This window comes from Planococcus halocryophilus, assembly GCF_001687585.2.
In the GTDB taxonomy this organism is placed as follows: Bacteria; Bacillota; Bacilli; order Bacillales_A; family Planococcaceae; genus Planococcus; species Planococcus halocryophilus.
The window spans coordinates 1,183,129-1,197,517 of the sequence record NZ_CP016537.2 but is presented as its reverse complement, the minus strand read 5'-3'; the positions used below and the strand labels follow the sequence as shown (position 1 = coordinate 1,197,517).

Annotated in this window: 6 protein-coding genes, 20 tRNA genes and 3 rRNA genes; 2 read left to right on the top strand and 27 right to left on the bottom strand. The window is 46.9% G+C overall.

The window, feature by feature from the left end; translation table 11 throughout:
- Nucleotides 1–29 precede the first annotated feature (29 nt).
- Genes menB through BBI08_RS05985 form a run of 4 tightly spaced genes read right to left on the bottom strand, consistent with a single transcriptional unit; the run spans nt 30 to nt 4,747 of the window.
- The gene (gene menB / locus BBI08_RS06000; RefSeq protein WP_008497278.1) at nt 30–848 is read right to left on the bottom strand and encodes a 1,4-dihydroxy-2-naphthoyl-CoA synthase; all 819 of its coding nucleotides are present in this window, start codon (nt 846–848) and stop codon (nt 30–32) included.
- A complete protein-coding gene (menH, locus tag BBI08_RS05995) occupies nt 845–1,672 on the bottom strand; it encodes a 2-succinyl-6-hydroxy-2,4-cyclohexadiene-1-carboxylate synthase (RefSeq protein WP_008497279.1) in 828 nt (275 codons plus the stop codon). The genes menB and menH overlap by 4 nt, the downstream gene beginning before the upstream one ends.
- The gene (gene menD, locus BBI08_RS05990; protein ID WP_065527849.1) at nt 1,669–3,369 is read right to left on the bottom strand and encodes a 2-succinyl-5-enolpyruvyl-6-hydroxy-3-cyclohexene-1-carboxylic-acid synthase; all 1,701 of its coding nucleotides are present in this window, start codon (nt 3,367–3,369) and stop codon (nt 1,669–1,671) included. The genes menH and menD overlap by 4 nt, the downstream gene beginning before the upstream one ends.
- On the bottom strand, nt 3,356–4,747 hold the full coding sequence (locus tag BBI08_RS05985; protein WP_008497280.1) for an isochorismate synthase: 1,392 nt from the start codon (nt 4,745–4,747) through the stop codon (nt 3,356–3,358). The genes menD and BBI08_RS05985 overlap by 14 nt, the downstream gene beginning before the upstream one ends.
- Before the next feature lie 171 nt (nt 4,748–4,918).
- Between BBI08_RS05985 and BBI08_RS05980 the strand changes: the two genes are divergently transcribed.
- Both BBI08_RS05980 and BBI08_RS05975 read left to right on the top strand, forming a co-directional pair.
- Complete coding sequence (locus tag BBI08_RS05980) at nt 4,919–5,830, top strand: 1,4-dihydroxy-2-naphthoate polyprenyltransferase (RefSeq protein WP_008497281.1); 912 nt, start codon at nt 4,919–4,921, stop codon at nt 5,828–5,830.
- 126 nt (nt 5,831–5,956) lie between these two features.
- Nucleotides 5,957–6,922: a DMT family transporter gene (locus tag BBI08_RS05975; protein ID WP_065527848.1), complete on the top strand. Its 966-nt coding sequence runs from the start codon at nt 5,957–5,959 to the stop codon at nt 6,920–6,922.
- 471 nt (nt 6,923–7,393) lie between these two features.
- Here the strand turns inward: BBI08_RS05975 and BBI08_RS05970 are convergent.
- The 23 genes from BBI08_RS05970 to BBI08_RS05860 form a co-directional block, all read right to left on the bottom strand.
- A tRNA-Glu gene (locus BBI08_RS05970) sits at nt 7,394–7,465 on the bottom strand.
- 6 nt (nt 7,466–7,471) lie between these two features.
- A tRNA-Ser gene (locus BBI08_RS05965) sits at nt 7,472–7,562 on the bottom strand.
- Between the two features lie 4 nt (nt 7,563–7,566).
- Nucleotides 7,567–7,641: transfer RNA gene (locus BBI08_RS05960), tRNA-Asn, on the bottom strand.
- Between the two features lies 1 nt (nt 7,642).
- Nucleotides 7,643–7,719 (bottom strand) — tRNA-Ile (locus BBI08_RS05955).
- Nucleotides 7,720–7,732: 13 nt separating this feature from the next.
- Nucleotides 7,733–7,806 (bottom strand) — tRNA-Gly (locus tag BBI08_RS05950).
- 5 nt (nt 7,807–7,811) lie between these two features.
- A tRNA-Phe gene (locus BBI08_RS05945) sits at nt 7,812–7,887 on the bottom strand.
- A 17-nt stretch (nt 7,888–7,904) separates the two neighbouring features.
- A tRNA-Asp gene (locus BBI08_RS05940) sits at nt 7,905–7,980 on the bottom strand.
- A gap of 3 nt (nt 7,981–7,983) precedes the next feature.
- A tRNA-Met gene (locus tag BBI08_RS05935) sits at nt 7,984–8,060 on the bottom strand.
- 67 nt (nt 8,061–8,127) lie between these two features.
- Nucleotides 8,128–8,220, bottom strand: a tRNA-Ser gene (locus BBI08_RS05930).
- Between the two features lie 15 nt (nt 8,221–8,235).
- Nucleotides 8,236–8,312 (bottom strand) — tRNA-Ile (locus BBI08_RS05925).
- 8 nt (nt 8,313–8,320) lie between these two features.
- Nucleotides 8,321–8,394, bottom strand: a tRNA-Met gene (locus BBI08_RS05920).
- Between the two features lie 21 nt (nt 8,395–8,415).
- Nucleotides 8,416–8,491 (bottom strand) — tRNA-Ala (locus BBI08_RS05915).
- 6 nt (nt 8,492–8,497) lie between these two features.
- Nucleotides 8,498–8,574, bottom strand: a tRNA-Pro gene (locus tag BBI08_RS05910).
- 28 nt (nt 8,575–8,602) lie between these two features.
- Nucleotides 8,603–8,679, bottom strand: a tRNA-Arg gene (locus BBI08_RS05905).
- Between the two features lie 19 nt (nt 8,680–8,698).
- A tRNA-Leu gene (locus BBI08_RS05900) sits at nt 8,699–8,787 on the bottom strand.
- 26 nt (nt 8,788–8,813) lie between these two features.
- Nucleotides 8,814–8,888: transfer RNA gene (locus tag BBI08_RS05895), tRNA-Gly, on the bottom strand.
- Between the two features lie 4 nt (nt 8,889–8,892).
- Nucleotides 8,893–8,977 (bottom strand) — tRNA-Leu (locus BBI08_RS05890).
- Between the two features lie 21 nt (nt 8,978–8,998).
- A tRNA-Lys gene (locus tag BBI08_RS05885) sits at nt 8,999–9,074 on the bottom strand.
- Nucleotides 9,075–9,085: 11 nt separating this feature from the next.
- Nucleotides 9,086–9,161 (bottom strand) — tRNA-Thr (locus tag BBI08_RS05880).
- An 11-nt stretch (nt 9,162–9,172) separates the two neighbouring features.
- Nucleotides 9,173–9,248, bottom strand: a tRNA-Val gene (locus BBI08_RS05875).
- A gap of 10 nt (nt 9,249–9,258) precedes the next feature.
- Nucleotides 9,259–9,374: ribosomal RNA gene (gene rrf / locus BBI08_RS05870) — 5S ribosomal RNA — on the bottom strand.
- Between the two features lie 137 nt (nt 9,375–9,511).
- Nucleotides 9,512–12,444, bottom strand: a 23S ribosomal RNA gene (locus BBI08_RS05865).
- 207 nt (nt 12,445–12,651) lie between these two features.
- A 16S ribosomal RNA gene (locus BBI08_RS05860) occupies nt 12,652–14,202 on the bottom strand.
- Together the 16S, 23S and 5S rRNA genes with 20 tRNA genes alongside form the textbook arrangement of a ribosomal RNA operon.
- Between the last annotated feature and the right edge of the window lie 187 nt (nt 14,203–14,389).

Here is a 14,389-nt window from a genome sequence, read left to right as displayed (position 1 = left end):
AGAGAGGACAGCTTTCAATTATTCAATAATCATGGGAAACGTGGGAATTGACCAAAGTCCGGTTTGCGTTTTTCTTTAAACGCATCGCGTCCTTCTTTCGCTTCGTCAGTTGTGTAATACAATAATGTTGCGTCGCCAGCCATTTGCTGCAATCCAGCAAGACCGTCTGTATCAGCATTCATTGCTGCTTTAACAAAACGAAGTGCAGTTGGGCTCATTTCAAGCATTTCCTGACACCATTGAACGGTTTCGTCTTCTAACTGTTCAAGAGGGACAACTGTATTAACTAAGCCCATATCCAATGCTTCCTGTGCGTCGTATTGACGGCATAGGTACCAAATTTCACGTGCTTTCTTATGGCCAATAATACGTGCTAAATAACCAGAACCGTATCCAGCATCAAACGAACCAACACGTGGACCTGTTTGACCAAAGCGTGCGTTATCCGCAGCAATCGTCAAGTCACAAACAACGTGCAAAACGTGTCCGCCGCCAATTGCATAACCTGCAACCATTGCGACAACTGGTTTTGGAATGACACGGATTAAACGCTGTAAATCTAATACGTTCAAACGTGGAATTTCATCTTCCCCAACATAGCCACCGTGTCCGCGTACGGATTGGTCGCCACCTGAACAGAAAGCTTTTTCGCCTTCGCCAGTTAAAACAATAACGCCTACATCTGAATGATCGCGTGCACGTGAAAATGCATCGATTAATTCGTGAACGGTTTTCGGACGGAATGCGTTGCGCACTTCCGGACGGTTAATCGTAATTTTTGCAATGCCGTTAAAAATTTCATACTTAATGTCTTCATATGTACGTTCTGTAATCCACTCGCGTGTCATGATTTTCCTCCTTGATAGTTCAAACTTAAATACTCTCTTACTATTGTAGCAAACTCAGCAGGTTTTTCCACATGTATTGCATGGCCCGCATCAATAGTTTTATGAACAGCATTTGGCAGCTGTTCAAGCATCTTTTGTGCAATTGCCTCAAACTTTACATCCAACCGCCCAGTCACCAATAAAACGGGTACATTCAAACCTTTTAGCTCTTGCCAATAAGACTGTTGCGCACCTGTTCCCATGCCGTGCAAACTATTCGCAAGGCCTAGTGGATTTTGCGCCAAACGTTCTTCACGTACCGACTGCTGTACCCTTTCAGGCAACTCTTTTTGACTTGCGAACAACTCAATATTTTCCCAAGCATCAACAAAATTGACAAGGCCACCTGTCACAATCCGTTCTGCAAGACGCGCATCATTTGTTCGACGGTCTTTTCTTGCTTGTTCACTATCAAGTCCAGGCGATGCACTTTCAAGAACTAATCTCGTCAACCGCTCCGGATAGTTGCAAGCATAAGCAAGCGCCGTCCGTCCGCCCATCGAATAACCAACTAGCGTAAAGTTGTCTAACGCTAACTGATCAAACAAAGCATCCAAATCTTCTAGCTGACGTTCCATCGAATAAGCTTTAAGCTCTTCTGGACTAGATGACGCTCCATGACCGATTAAATCAATCAAAACAATTTTGGCATCCGTCCACTTTTCACTAACCGAATGCCATGTTTTTGTGCTTCCTGTAAAGCCGTGCAGAAAAACCAAAGTTTCTGGTTTCTCTGGATTCCTTACTTCAACATGGTAAAAATTGCCCCCGACTTCTAGCTTCATCCTTTAGCCAGCTCCTCATCAAAACGGCTCCATAATTTACGGTGCGTCGTGACATTGTTTTCACGATTAGTGAACACTTCAATCATTTTCACTGATTTAGTTTTCGGTTCGTCTAGTGCTGCGGCAAATTGTTCTACTGTTTCTGCTGACACATATTGCGCATCGTACATGTTCGCTGCATCGCTAAACGTTAGTCCAGTCGGTGTGCCAAACAACTCTTCAAAATAGCGCTCTTCTTGAGACTGTGGCAAATAAGAGAAAATGCCGCCCCCATCGTTATTCATAATCACAATCGTCAAATCCGTCTCCTGCATTTTTGATGCGATCAATCCGTTCATATCATGCAAAAACGATAAATCTCCGATATACAAATAAGCTGGACGCTGTTTTGCTGCTTGCACGCCAAACGCCGTTGATACAACCCCGTCAATGCCATTTGCTCCGCGATTTGCATATAGCATAATATCCCGCTCGGTTGTTTGGAAATACGTATCTACATCCCGGATTGGCATACTGCTGCTCACAATCAAATCACATTGATCCAACCGGTCGAAAAGCACTTTCGCTAATACCCCTTCATCTAGTTCGTTCTGACAATGCTGCTCGACAACTTGCCAGTATAAATGAGAAGCTTGCGTCCATTTTTCACGATACGCATTTGTGGATTTATTTTCCATTGATACTTGCCATAAGTCTTTTTCAGCTGCTTGAATATGATGCGTCGCTACAGATTGTGGGTCACGCAACATCGAACTTTCATCAAACACCACATAGGTCTCTGGTTTTACTGCTGCTAAAAACAAGCTTAATGGTTTTGAAACCGGTTGAGGCCCAACACGAATCACTGCATCCGGTATGACCGTTTCTTTAAATCTCTCACTTTTAAGCAATGCATCATAAGAATCAATAATTAACGACTTTGCCGATTGCGGAACGTTTCCACGTATGTTGGATAAAGGATCTGCCAATACCGGCCAATCCAGTTTCTCAATAAACACCCAAAATTCATCAGGCATCATTTGCGTCTGTTCTCCAACAATCAACAAGCCTTTTTCTTTTTTCAAAAGTTGTTGTAAAAACCTGCGACTTTCCACACTTAAAGACAGTTCTCCGCCAAAATGAGCAATTTCATGAGTGCTTAGATAATCTTGTTCAAAATCAATACGCAGTGGCTCACGGAATGGCACGTTTATATGTACCGGTCCTCGCGGTTCACTCGTTGCATTTTGAACAGAACGGTGCAAGTGACGCGTTAAGAACGCCAATTGATTTTCCGTTTCTGGCATTGGCAAATCTGTTGCCCATTTAACGTGTGTTCCAAATAAATTTACTTGGTTGATTGCTTGTGGCGCACCGACTTCCCGCAGTTCGTGCGGACGGTCTGCTGTGACTACGAGTAAAGGAACACGCGCATAAAACGCTTCAACAACAGCCGGAAAATAATTAGCTGCTGCCGTTCCCGATGTACAAAGGAGCATGACTGGTTTCCCAGAAGCTTTAGCTAAGCCTAGCGCAAAATAAGCCGCGGAGCGTTCATCAATTTGTCTGTATACAGCTAAGCCTTCCTCCTTCATACAAGCATATGCAAGCGGTGTTGAACGAGACCCCGGACTAATAACGACATCTTTAACCCCCTGCTCAACAAGTGAATGAGTAAAGGCTGATACATATTCAGTTAATGCTTTACGATTCGTCACTCAATTGACCTCCCAATGCCCGGAGCATCGGTCTAAATTTAACCCATGTCTCGTCATACTCTGATTCAGGTGTCGAATCTGCTACAATCCCACCACCCGCATATAAATAAGCTTTTTCTTCATCTAATAAAGCCGAACGAATGGCAACAGCAAATTCGCCGTCTCCTTGTGTATCAATCCACCCGATAGGCGCCGCATAATAGCCTCGGTTCATCGCTTCGTGCTCACGAATCATCGCCATAGCTTCTAATTTCGGCTCTCCACCAAGAGCAGGTGTTGGATGAAGTAGTTCTACCAAGTCAAATAATGTAGATCCTGCATTTAACACACCTTCGACCGGTGTATACAAATGCTGGATATCTCTAATTTTCATCAATTTTGGTGTTTTCGGTACGATGGTTTGACTACATGTTGCTTTAAAAACATCGCTAATCATGCTCACAACATATTGATGTTCTGCACGATTTTTAGGATCTAGCAATAAATTTTCACCAAGTTCTGTGTCTTTTTCAATGGTTTTCCCACGAGGTGTTGAACCTGCTAAACACGTAGATAACGCTTTTTCATTTTCTACTTTCACAAGTCGTTCTGGAGTTGCACCAAAGAAAAACTGTTCTTCCGCTTCTAAACCGAACAAGAAACTTTCCGGTTGTTCATTGGCTACTTGATACAGTGCAGAAGTTGGCGAAAGTCTCTTTTCAAACCCCAGTTTCACTGTGCGTGCAATAACCACTTTCTCGACTTCTTTAGCTTTAATAATATCCGTAACGCGTTGAATCGATTCTAAGTACTCTTCTTTTCTTAATTCGGTCCGTTCAATCACATTCGGTTTATCGTACTTATCCACTTCAGACACTTGTGCAGCATGAAGTAATTTATCTCGTTCTTTCCGTAACGCGTCAAACTCGTTAAAACTGTCTTGTTTTTTCGTGATTAAGTGAATACTTACAAACGCTTGATCACCTTTTAAAATCAACTGAAAAGTTGGCACTACAAAATAAGCCTGTGGGAACCTTCTCCACTCACTCGGCTTTGTATTGAATGGGTCAAACGAAAATCCTCCGAATAAGACCGGATGAACCGACCGTTCTTCATTGACGATTTGTCGACATAAGTTTTTCCAGTCGTTTTTTATATTTTCAAACCTTCCAGCTTTCTCATCAGATGAGAGAACATGAGCATGTCCAATTCCAACCAGCGTGAAGGTCTTTTCACGATTTTTCCAATACATTCGTTTTCCTGCGTGGTCGTTTCCGCCAGCTTCAAAAAATGCTAATGCAGACATATGCGTAACTTCGATTGTTTCAGTATAAAAGCGATAGCCTTCAATCTGGTCTGCCGCAAATTGCTGGGTCGATGAAGACGATTCTGAATTCACCTGATTACCTCCGTTTTAAGACAATAGTCTAGTTTATTCCAGTCACTGTTTCACTTTTTAATCTCTACCCTCTATCATACTCTTTTCTGCTAAAATCAGCACATCATTTGCTGTATTCCAGACTATTTTAAAGTACAATGAAGAGTGGAAAGAATTAAAGGAGAGATTAAGATGACACATTCCCTACAAGCAGACAGCGGATGGCGCGTATGGTGGCAATTGACACGTCCCCATACACTGACCGCTTCCTTCGCTCCCGTATTTCTCGGAACGATGATTGCTTTACATTATTCCCCGATTGACTGGATTTTATTCCTAGCAATGTTATTTGCCAGTTTACTAATCCAAGCAGCAACCAATATGTTCAATGAATATTATGATTTTGCGAGAGGTCTAGACAATGAGAACTCTGTTGGTATTGGCGGTGCTATTGTTCGTAATGGTGTGAAACCAAAAACCGTTTTAGCTTTAGCATTAGTGTTTTACGGTTTCGCTGCAGTTATCGGCATTTACATTTGTTCACAAACTAGCTGGTGGCTTCTAGTTGTAGGCGCAGTTTCTATGGCAATCGGCTATTTTTATACAGGTGGACCTTATCCAATTGCTTATACGCCATTCGGCGAACTTTTTTCAGGTGTAGTTATGGGCTATTTAATCGTTATTATCGCCTTTTATATCCAGACGGGCATTGTAACCGTAGAAGCTTCCCTACTTGCTGTACCAAGCACTTTATTAGTAGCGGCTATTATGTTAGCTAATAATATTCGCGATATCGTTGGCGATGAAGAAAGTGGACGCAAAACACTTGCGATTTTAGTTAAAAGACCGACAGCCGTTAACATTCTTATGGCTTTTTTTATCATATCTTACGCATGGATTGTCATTCTCGTTATTGTAGGAACATTAACACCATGGACTTTACTCGTTTTTCTTAGTGTTATAAAACCGATTAGAGTGGTTCAAATTTTTAAACACCACACTGCACCATTAAAAGTAATGCCAGCCATGAAAGATACTGGAAAAACAAATACACTTTTCGCCTTACTACTTGGTATCGGATTACTAATTGAATATCTTCTATAAATAGTATGAGAAAAAAGGGATTTCAATTGAAATCTCTTTTTTTATGTCCAAATAAAGCTTTGTAGAATTTTTAAGTATGCGCTATAGTTGAGAAATAATTCGAAATATTGCTCAGGAGGATCTAAAGTGAAACCCATTATTATCGGTATCATTGCTGCTTTTTTCTTCGCATTTACATTTGTTTTAAATGCCACAATGGAAGCAAGTGGCGGAAGTTGGATTTGGAGCGCTTCTCTTCGTTATCTTTTTATGATTCCTTTTTTACTATTAATTGTTCTATCAAGAAAAAACTTAAAACCTTTAATACTAGAAATGAGCAGAAACAAAAAAGCCTGGTTCATTTGGAGCTTTATCGGGTTCGGCTTATTTTACACACCACTTTGTTTTGCAGCTGCCTATTCTCCTGGGTGGCTAATCGCAGGGACTTGGCAAATCACTATCATTGCAGGCACCCTGCTCGCTCCATTATTTCTTATCACTATACATACTAATGATGGTGCTGTTCAGTTAAGAAGAAAAATCCCGGTGAAAAGTTTAATGATTTCTTTCATCATATTGGCGGGAGTCAGTCTCATGCAGTTAGAACATGTAGCGACCGTTTCTTCTGCTACACTATGGTTTGGTTTTATACCAGTTCTTCTCGCAGCATTCGCATATCCACTCGGCAATAGAAAAATGATGGAGATATGCGACGGTAGATTAGATGCCTATCAGAGGGTTTTGGGAATGACGTTAGCCAGTCTGCCTTTTTGGATATTGTTATCGTTATACGGTTTAATGACAGTTGGTGGTCCAACTGCTTCGCAAAGTTTCCAAACCTTAATTGTCGCAATCAGTTCAGGCGTAATAGCCACAGTGTTATTCTTTAAAGCCACAGATCTTGTTAGAGGAAACATGCAAATGTTAGGAGTAGTTGAAGCGACTCAATCTATGGAAGTTTTATTTGCTTTAGTTGGAGAAATTCTTTTCCTATCAATAGCGTTGCCTTCAGGACTAGCCTTAATCGGGATTGTTATCGTGATGTGCGGCATGGTGCTTCATAGTCGGAACTCGAATACAACGAAAAAAAGAGTCCTGCGATTAAATGCATGACCCTTTTTAGACAGTAGAAAACCCTAGTGGTTTATAGTCTTTTTATTGGATTGAATCGTTCTGGTCACTTTTGAGATGACTCACGCGCGAAACCTTCTCTGTGGAGGCGTCTTGGTCATATAGGGTCAATCAAATTCATCAATGCAAGATGGAAAGAAACGATCGAGGGGATTTTCGCCAATGCAAAACAAAAATATGAACTGCATTAAAAGGTCCTTAAGAGACTGAAAAAAATGTCTATACAGACAATGCTCATTTTTGCATCGATGAACTTGAATAGGGTGATCAACTGGACGTGGAAAGCGACCGAATGAGGTAGATTTCGTTGCTTTCCAAAAATACATTCCCTGTACAATAACTATTTTTCATAAAAACAAACAATGGGGTTATGGAATGAATTCATTCCATAACCCTATTTGTCTACACTCGAAAAAAAGAGACATGCAATTAAATGCATGTCTCTTTTTATGATGACCCCTACGGGATTCGAACCCGTGTTACCGCCGTGAAAGGGCGGTGTCTTAACCGCTTGACCAAGGGGCCATATACTGGCGGAGAAGGAGGGATTTGAACCCTCGCGCCGGTTGCCCGACCTACACCCTTAGCAGGGGCGCCTCTTCAGCCACTTGAGTACTTCCCCAGTATGGCTCCGAAGGTAGGACTCGAACCTACGACCATCGCATTAACAGTGCGGTGCTCTACCACTGAGCTACTTCGGAATGGTGGGCCTAAATGGACTCGAACCATCGACCTCACGCTTATCAGGCGTGCGCTCTAACCAGCTGAGCTATAGGCCCATATGTAATAGTATGGAGCGGGTGAAGGGAATCGAACCCTCATCATCAGCTTGGAAGGCTGAGGTTTTACCACTAAACTACACCCGCATAAATGGTGGGTCAGGACGGAATCGAACCGCCGACACTTAGAGCTTCAATCTAATGCTCTACCGACTGAGCTACTGACCCACAACTTTGAATAAAAATGGCGGTCCCGACCGGGATCGAACCGGCGATCTCCTGCGTGACAGGCAGGCATGTTAACCGCTACACCACGGGACCATTTGGTTGCGGGGGCAGGATTTGAACCTGCGACCTTTGGGTTATGAGCCCAACGAGCTACCGAACTGCTCCACCCCGCGATAATAATATAGATACTAATTTGAAACGACTTCTTTTGAAAATAATTGTCCACACATTTAGAAAAAATGGAGGAGGAAGAGGGATTCGAACCCCCGCGGGATTTGACTCCCCTGTCGGTTTTCAAGACCGATCCCTTCAGCCAAACTTGGGTATTCCTCCGTGATAAAATACAAATGGTGGACCTTGCAGGACTCGAACCTGCGACCGGACGGTTATGAGCCGTCTGCTCTAACCAACTGAGCTAAAGGTCCTAAAAAAGTGGCGGCAGAGGGGATCGAACCCCCGACCTCACGGGTATGAACCGTACGCTCTAGCCAGCTGAGCTACGCCGCCGGGATCTTTAATGTAATGAGTTGGTGGAGCCTAGCGGGATCGAACCGCTGACCTCCTGCGTGCAAGGCAGGCGCTCTCCCAGCTGAGCTAAGGCCCCATTGTTTGGTCGGGAAGACAGGATTCGAACCTGCGACCCCTTGGTCCCAAACCAAGTGCTCTACCAAGCTGAGCTACTTCCCGAACTTAGGTACTGAGTTTTTTAAAAATATGGTGCGCCCGAGAGGACTCGAACCTCTAACCGCTTGATTCGTAGTCAAGTACTCTATCCAATTGAGCTACGGGCGCTTTATGCTATTGATGTAAATGGTGCCGAGGACCGGAATCGAACCGGTACGGTAGTCACCTACCGCAGGATTTTAAGTCCTGTGCGTCTGCCAGTTCCGCCACCCCGGCTAAGGGTCGGTACTCTGAAAATCATATGGAGCGGAAGACGAGGTTCGAACTCGCGACCTCCACCTTGGCAAGGTGGCGTTCTACCACTGAACTACTTCCGCAAAATGGTGCGGGTGAAGGGAGTCGAACCCCCACGCCCGAAGGCGCTAGATCCTAAGTCTAGTGCGTCTGCCAGTTCCGCCACACCCGCGTGGCAATATTAAAATTAAAATGGTGAGCCATGAAGGATTCGAACCTTCGACCCTCTGATTAAAAGTCAGATGCTCTACCAGCTGAGCTAATGGCTCATTTACATGAGTGGTGCCGGAGAAAGGAGTCGAACCCTCGACCTACTGATTACAAGTCAGTTGCTCTACCAACTGAGCTACTCCGGCGAAAAGAAAAATGGTGGAGGATGACGGGATCGAACCGCCGACCCTCTGCTTGTAAGGCAGATGCTCTCCCAGCTGAGCTAATCCTCCGATATGTATTGCCCAGCGACGTCCTACTCTCACAGGGGGAAACCCCCAACTACCATCGGCGCAAAAGAGCTTAACTGCCGTGTTCGGGATGGGAACGGGTGTGGCCTCTTTGCCATCATCACTGGACTATTTGGTTTTGAAAGACAAGATTTATTATACCAGTATATCACTGGTTTTTTCAAGCTTTTTTTCAAAAACTTTTTCTTATTCTTTCAAAACTGGATAAACGACATTGGAACGTGCAAGTCTTCGCGTACTTTGTTTTGGTTAAGTCCTCGATCGATTAGTATTCGTCAGCTGCACATGTCGCCACGCTTCCACCTCGAACCTATCTACCTCATCGTCTTTGAGGGATCTTACTTGCTTGCGCAATGGGAAATCTCATCTTGAGGGGGGCTTCGTGCTTAGATGCTTTCAGCACTTATCCCGGCCACACATAGCTACCCAGCGATGCCCTTGGCAGAACAACTGGTACACCAGCGGTGTGTCCATCCCGGTCCTCTCGTACTAAGGACAGCTCCTCTCAAATTTCCTGCGCCCGCGACGGATAGGGACCGAACTGTCTCACGACGTTCTGAACCCAGCTCGCGTACCGCTTTAATGGGCGAACAGCCCAACCCTTGGGACCGACTACAGCCCCAGGATGCGATGAGCCGACATCGAGGTGCCAAACCTCCCCGTCGATGTGGACTCTTGGGGGAGATAAGCCTGTTATCCCCGGGGTAGCTTTTATCCGTTGAGCGATGGCCCTTCCATGCGGAACCACCGGATCACTAAGCCCGTCTTTCGACCCTGCTCGACATGTACGTCTCGCAGTCAAGCTCCCTTCTGCCTTTACACTCTTCGAATGATTTCCAACCATTCTGAGGGAACCTTTGGGCGCCTCCGTTACTCTTTAGGAGGCGACCGCCCCAGTCAAACTGCCCGCCTGACACTGTCTCCCAAGCCGATCAGGCTTGTGGGTTAGAATTTCAATACAACCAGGGTAGTATCCCACTGACGCCTCCTCCGAAGCTGGCGCTCCGGGCTCTAAGGCTCCTACCTATCCTGTACAAGTTGCACCAAAATTCAATATCAGGCTACAGTAAAGCTCCACGGGGTCTTTCCGTCCTGTCGCGGGTAACCTGCATCTTCACAGGTACTATAATTTCACCGAGTCTCTCGTTGAGACAGTGCCCAGATCGTTACGCCTTTCGTGCGGGTCGGAACTTACCCGACAAGGAATTTCGCTACCTTAGGACCGTTATAGTTACGGCCGCCGTTTACTGGGGCTTCAATTCGCACCTTCGCTTGCGCTAAGCACTCCTCTTAACCTTCCAGCACCGGGCAGGCGTCAGCCCCTATACGTCACCTTACGGTTTTGCAGAGACCTGTGTTTTTGCTAAACAGTCGCCTGGGCCTATTCACTGCGGCTCTCTCGGGCTATACACCCTACCAGAGCACCCCTTCTCCCGAAGTTACGGGGTCATTTTGCCGAGTTCCTTAACGAGAGTTCACTCGCTCACCTTAGAATTCTCTTCTCGCCTACCTGTGTCGGTTTGCGGTACGGGCACCTCCCGCCTCGCTAGAGGCTTTTCTTGGCAGTGTGAAATCAGGGACTCCGAGGGTAAACCTCTTGCCATCACAGCTCAACGTATCAGGAATGGGATTTGCCTCATTCCACGCCTCACTGCTTGGACGTGCACAACCAACGGCACGCTCTCCTTATCCTTCTGCGTCCCCCCATTGCTCAAACGGCGGGGAGGTGGTACAGGAATATCAACCTGTTGTCCATCGTCTACGCCTATCGGCCTCGACTTAGGTCCCGACTAACCCTGAGCGGACGAGCCTTCCTCAGGAAACCTTAGGCATTCGGTGGACGGGATTCTCACCCGTCTTTCGTTACTCATACCGGCATTCTCACTTCTAAGCGCTCCACCAGTCCTTCCGGTCTGACTTCAACGCCCTTAGAACGCTCTCCTACCACGGATCTCTTACGAGATCCATCCACAGCTTCGGTAATCCGTTTAGCCCCGGTACATTTTCGGCGCAGTGTCACTCGACCAGTGAGCTATTACGCACTCTTTAAATGATGGCTGCTTCTAAGCCAACATCCTGGTTGTCTAAGCAACGCCACATCCTTTTCCACTTAACGGATATTTGGGGACCTTAGCTGGTGGTCTGGGCTGTTTCCCTCTTGACTACGGATCTTATCACTCGCAGTCTGACTCCCAAGCATAAATCACTGGCATTCGGAGTTTGTCTGAATTCGGTAACCCGGGATGGGCCCCTAGTCCAAACAGTGCTCTACCTCCAGGATTCTCTATCTTGAGGCTAGCCCTAAAGCTATTTCGGAGAGAACCAGCTATCTCCAGGTTCGATTGGAATTTCTCCGCTACCCACACCTCATCCCCGCACTTTTCAACGTGCGTGGGTTCGGGCCTCCAGTAAGTGTTACCTTACCTTCACCCTGGACATGGGTAGATCACCTGGTTTCGGGTCTACAACTACATACTCTGGCGCCCTATTCAGACTCGCTTTCGCTGCGGCTCCGCCTTCTCAGCTTAACCTTGCATGTAATCGTAACTCGCCGGTTCATTCTACAAAAGGCACGCCATCACCCATTAACGGGCTTTGACTACTTGTAGGCACACGGTTTCAGGATCTATTTCACTCCCCTTCCGGGGTGCTTTTCACCTTTCCCTCACGGTACTGGTTCACTATCGGTCACTAGGAAGTATTTAGCCTTGGGAGATGGTCCTCCCAGATTCCGACGGAATTTCACGTGTTCCGCCGTACTCAGGATCCACTCTGGAGGGGTAAGGTTTTCGGCTACGGGGCTGTTACCCGCTGCGGCGGACCGTTCCAGGTCGCTTCGCCTAATCCTACCTTTTGTAACTCCGTATAGAGTGTCCTACAACCCCAAGAGGCAAGCCTCTTGGTTTGGGCTGATCCCGTTTCGCTCGCCGCTACTCAGGGAATCGCATTTGCTTTCTCTTCCTCCAGGTACTTAGATGTTTCAGTTCCCTGGGTCTGCCTTCTCATGTGCTATAGATTCACACATGGATACTACTCGATTAAAAGTAGTGGGTTCCCCCATTCGGAAATCTCCGGATCACAGCTCACTTACAGCTCCCCGAAGCATATCGGTGTTAGTGCCGTCCTTCTTCGGCTCCTAGTGCCAAGGCATCCACCGTGCGCCCTTTCTAACTTAACCAATGGTTAATTAAAAAGTTGTGACAAAAATTGTCACGCGTACTTGAATTTCTTGCATATTGTTTCAATGTCGTTTTATCCAGTTTTCAAAGAACAAGTTTGAAAGTCACAAAAAAAGGCGTTGCCGCCTGAAGGTGAACCTTCAAAACTGAACGCAAAACGTCAACCCCGGAGCGCCTAGGGCGCCCGGTTCCGAATTTATCCTTAGAAAGGAGGTGATCCAGCCGCACCTTCCGATACGGCTACCTTGTTACGACTTCACCCCAATCATCCGTCCCACCTTCGGCGGCTGGCTCCACAAGGGTTACCTCACCGACTTCGGGTGTTACAAACTCTCGTGGTGTGACGGGCGGTGTGTACAAGGCCCGGGAACGTATTCACCGTGGCATGCTGATCCACGATTACTAGCGATTCCGGCTTCATGCAGGCGAGTTGCAGCCTACAATCCGAACTGAGAACGGTTTTATGGGATTGGCTCCCCCTCGCGGGTTGGCAACCCTTTGTACCGTCCATTGTAGCACGTGTGTAGCCCAGGTCATAAGGGGCATGATGATTTGACGTCATCCCCACCTTCCTCCGGTTTGTCACCGGCAGTCACCTTAGAGTGCCCAACTGAATGCTGGCAACTAAGATCAAGGGTTGCGCTCGTTGCGGGACTTAACCCAACATCTCACGACACGAGCTGACGACAACCATGCACCACCTGTCACCACTGTCCCCGAAGGGAAAAGTGTATCTCTACACCGGTCAGTGGGATGTCAAGACCTGGTAAGGTTCTTCGCGTTGCTTCGAATTAAACCACATGCTCCACCGCTTGTGCGGGCCCCCGTCAATTCCTTTGAGTTTCAGCCTTGCGGCCGTACTCCCCAGGCGGAGTGCTTAATGCGTTAGCTGCAGCACTAAGGGGCGGAAACCCCCTAACACTTAGCACTCATCGTTTACGGCGTGGACTACCAGGGTATCTAATCCTGTTTGCTCCCCACGCTTTCGCGCCTCAGCGTCAGTTACAGACCAGAAAGTCGCCTTCGCCACTGGTGTTCCTCCACATCTCTACGCATTTCACCGCTACACATGGAATTCCACTTTCCTCTTCTGCACTCAAGTTCTCCAGTTTCCAATGACCCTCCACGGTTGAGCCGTGGGCTTTCACATCAGACTTAAAGAACCGCCTGCGCGCGCTTTACGCCCAATAATTCCGGACAACGCTTGCCACCTACGTATTACCGCGGCTGCTGGCACGTAGTTAGCCGTGGCTTTCTGGTGAGGTACCGTCAAGGTACCAGTAGTTAGTTGGTACTTGTTCTTCCCTCACAACAGAGTTTTACGATCCGAAAACCTTCGTCACTCACGCGGCGTTGCTCCGTCAGACTTTCGTCCATTGCGGAAGATTCCCTACTGCTGCCTCCCGTAGGAGTCTGGGCCGTGTCTCAGTCCCAGTGTGGCCGATCACCCTCTCAGGTCGGCTACGCATCGTCGCCTTGGTAGGCCATTACCCCACCAACTAGCTAATGCGCCGCGGGCCCATCCTGCAGTGACAGCCGAAACCGTCTTTCCGTGCAGCCTCAGGAGAGGCCGCAAACTATTCGGTATTAGCACCGGTTTCCCGGAGTTATCCCGATCTGCAGGGCAGGTTGCCCACGTGTTACTCACCCGTCCGCCGCTAAACCAGAAGGAGCAAGCTCCTCTGGTTCCGCTCGACTTGCATGTATTAGGCACGCCGCCAGCGTTCGTCCTGAGCCAGGATCAAACTCTCCATTATAGAGTAGTGTTGATTGCTCAATACTGCTGGCGTATCGCCGTCCGAAGACGCACGATTCGCTTTGATCTACTTGCGTTGATCAGTAAGTTTTGCACGGGCCGTTTTGCGCGACCGTTGCGTTTTGTTGACGTTTTGCTGTTCAGTTTTCAAGGTTCAAGTTATTTCAATTTGTTTGCCGCGCTCATTG